Here is a 1,521-nt window from a genome sequence, read left to right as displayed (position 1 = left end):
GCAAGAGAAAGCTACGGCTGATGTTAAATAAAGCTGAAAAGAAACGACCGGTAACGCAGGTGTAACGCAGGGTAACGTACCAGATAAAGATCCAGATACAGATCTAAAAGATAAAACCCCACACATAAAACGCGCGGGCGCGATTGCTTCGCCGACGGGGGAATCGGCACCGCCGGAGTTCGTGGATGAATCCTGGCCTGATGATCCTGCTTTGAAGTTTCCGATGACTGCCGGCTGGCAGCCGTCGTCGGATTTCCGTCAGCGTGCCGCATTGTGGGGAAAAGCTCTAAGCGGTCCCGAGCTGGGGTACACGCCGGCCGAGCTGGCGAGCTTCGTTGCCTACTGGCAGCCAGAGGGAAAAGCGTTCCATCAGGCACAGTGGGAACTGAAATTTGCTGACCACCTGAGAAAACAGCCAGCCGCGGCGCCAGCAGGCGGCGGAAGCCGGAGGCGGGGCAGTTTCGAACCGTCGGGCAACTACGACGAAAAACCAGCGGGATTTTCCTGAACCACGAGGTGAACCATGAAAACACCAGAGTCACTGATCAGCAGGCTGCAGCGCATCATGCCGCCAGGCGTCAAGCCGAAGTTCAGCACCGCTGAAGAGTTGCTCGCCTGGCATCGCACCGAAGGGGAAAAGCGCAGTGCCGAGCTGGATAAAGCGAACCAACGCACCCGCGCAGAAAGGATTTTCGGACGCTCGGGGATCTGCGACTTGCACCGCAACTGCACGTTCGCGAATTACCAGGTGAACAACGACGGGCAGCGCCACGCCCTGAGCAAGGCCAAAAGCTATGCGCAAAATTTCGGTATGGGGTTCGGCTGCTTCGTGTTCAGCGGCGGCTGCGGTACCGGCAAAAACCATTTGGCGGCAGCTATCGGCAACCACCTACTGGCGAAAAATAACACGGTACTGGTGGTTACTATTCCAGATCTGATGCTTCGCGTTCGACGCTGCTACGACGGCGGAGAGTCCGAGGCTTCGTTGCTCGACGACTTGTGCAAGGTCGATCTGCTCGTTCTCGACGAAGTGGGCGTACAGCGTGAAACGCGGGGTGAGTGGGTGATTTTGAATCAGGTTATCGATCGCCGGTTGTCGTCGCTAAAACCGGTGGGAGTTTTAACCAATTTGAATGCGAGGGAATTAACCGATGTTTTAGGCGCAAGAGTCATGGACAGATTAACGATGGATGGCGGGATCTGGGTGGACTTCACCTGGGGAAGCTATCGAAAAAATGTAAGCCACCTGCGGGTGATCAAGTAATCGGAGCATAAACCAATGACCAACAGAGTAACCGAAAAGCACAGAGTAACCGCAAAGCAGCTCGTGGATATCATCCTCGGCAAAGAAATGAGCACCACTGAAATTTGGGAGGCGGTCAAAGCCGCGCACCCGGCAAACACGATGACGCGGCAGGAGCTGGCGCTCAGGCTGCGGTCGATGATCAGATCGCCAGACGTAAAAATCACAAAGAAGGGCTGCGGGCCGAGGGCGCTCTACAAGCTGACAAGCGTGTCCGA

The 1,521-nt window shown here is 55.9% G+C and carries 3 protein-coding genes; all 3 read left to right on the top strand.

Going from position 1 to position 1,521, the window contains the following annotated elements; all coding sequences use genetic code 11:
- The first annotated feature begins 181 nt into the window (after positions 1 to 181).
- Complete coding sequence (locus tag AB0B35_RS42100; RefSeq protein ID WP_361057514.1) at positions 182 to 508, top strand: DnaT-like ssDNA-binding domain-containing protein; 327 nt, start codon at positions 182 to 184, stop codon at positions 506 to 508.
- A gap of 15 nt (positions 509 to 523) precedes the next feature.
- Positions 524 to 1,264, top strand: coding sequence for an ATP-binding protein (locus tag AB0B35_RS42095; protein WP_197798313.1), 741 nt, complete (start codon positions 524 to 526; stop codon positions 1,262 to 1,264).
- Positions 1,265 to 1,279: 15 nt separating this feature from the next.
- A partial coding sequence (locus tag AB0B35_RS42090) for a hypothetical protein (protein ID WP_361057510.1) occupies positions 1,280 to 1,521 on the top strand: 242 nt, incomplete at its 3' end.

The organism is Catellatospora sp. NPDC049133, assembly GCF_040648455.1.
Taxonomy (GTDB): Bacteria; Actinomycetota; Actinomycetes; order Mycobacteriales; family Micromonosporaceae; genus Catellatospora; species Catellatospora aurea.
The sequence above is the reverse complement of the archived record's forward strand: the minus strand, read 5'-3'. Positions and strand labels throughout refer to the sequence as shown.

Excerpts from the sequence above, each read along its gene's own strand:
- AB0B35_RS42095 (WP_197798313.1), top strand. The coding sequence starts at position 524 with ATGAAAACACCAGAGTCACTGATCAGCAGGCTGCAGCGCATCATGCCG.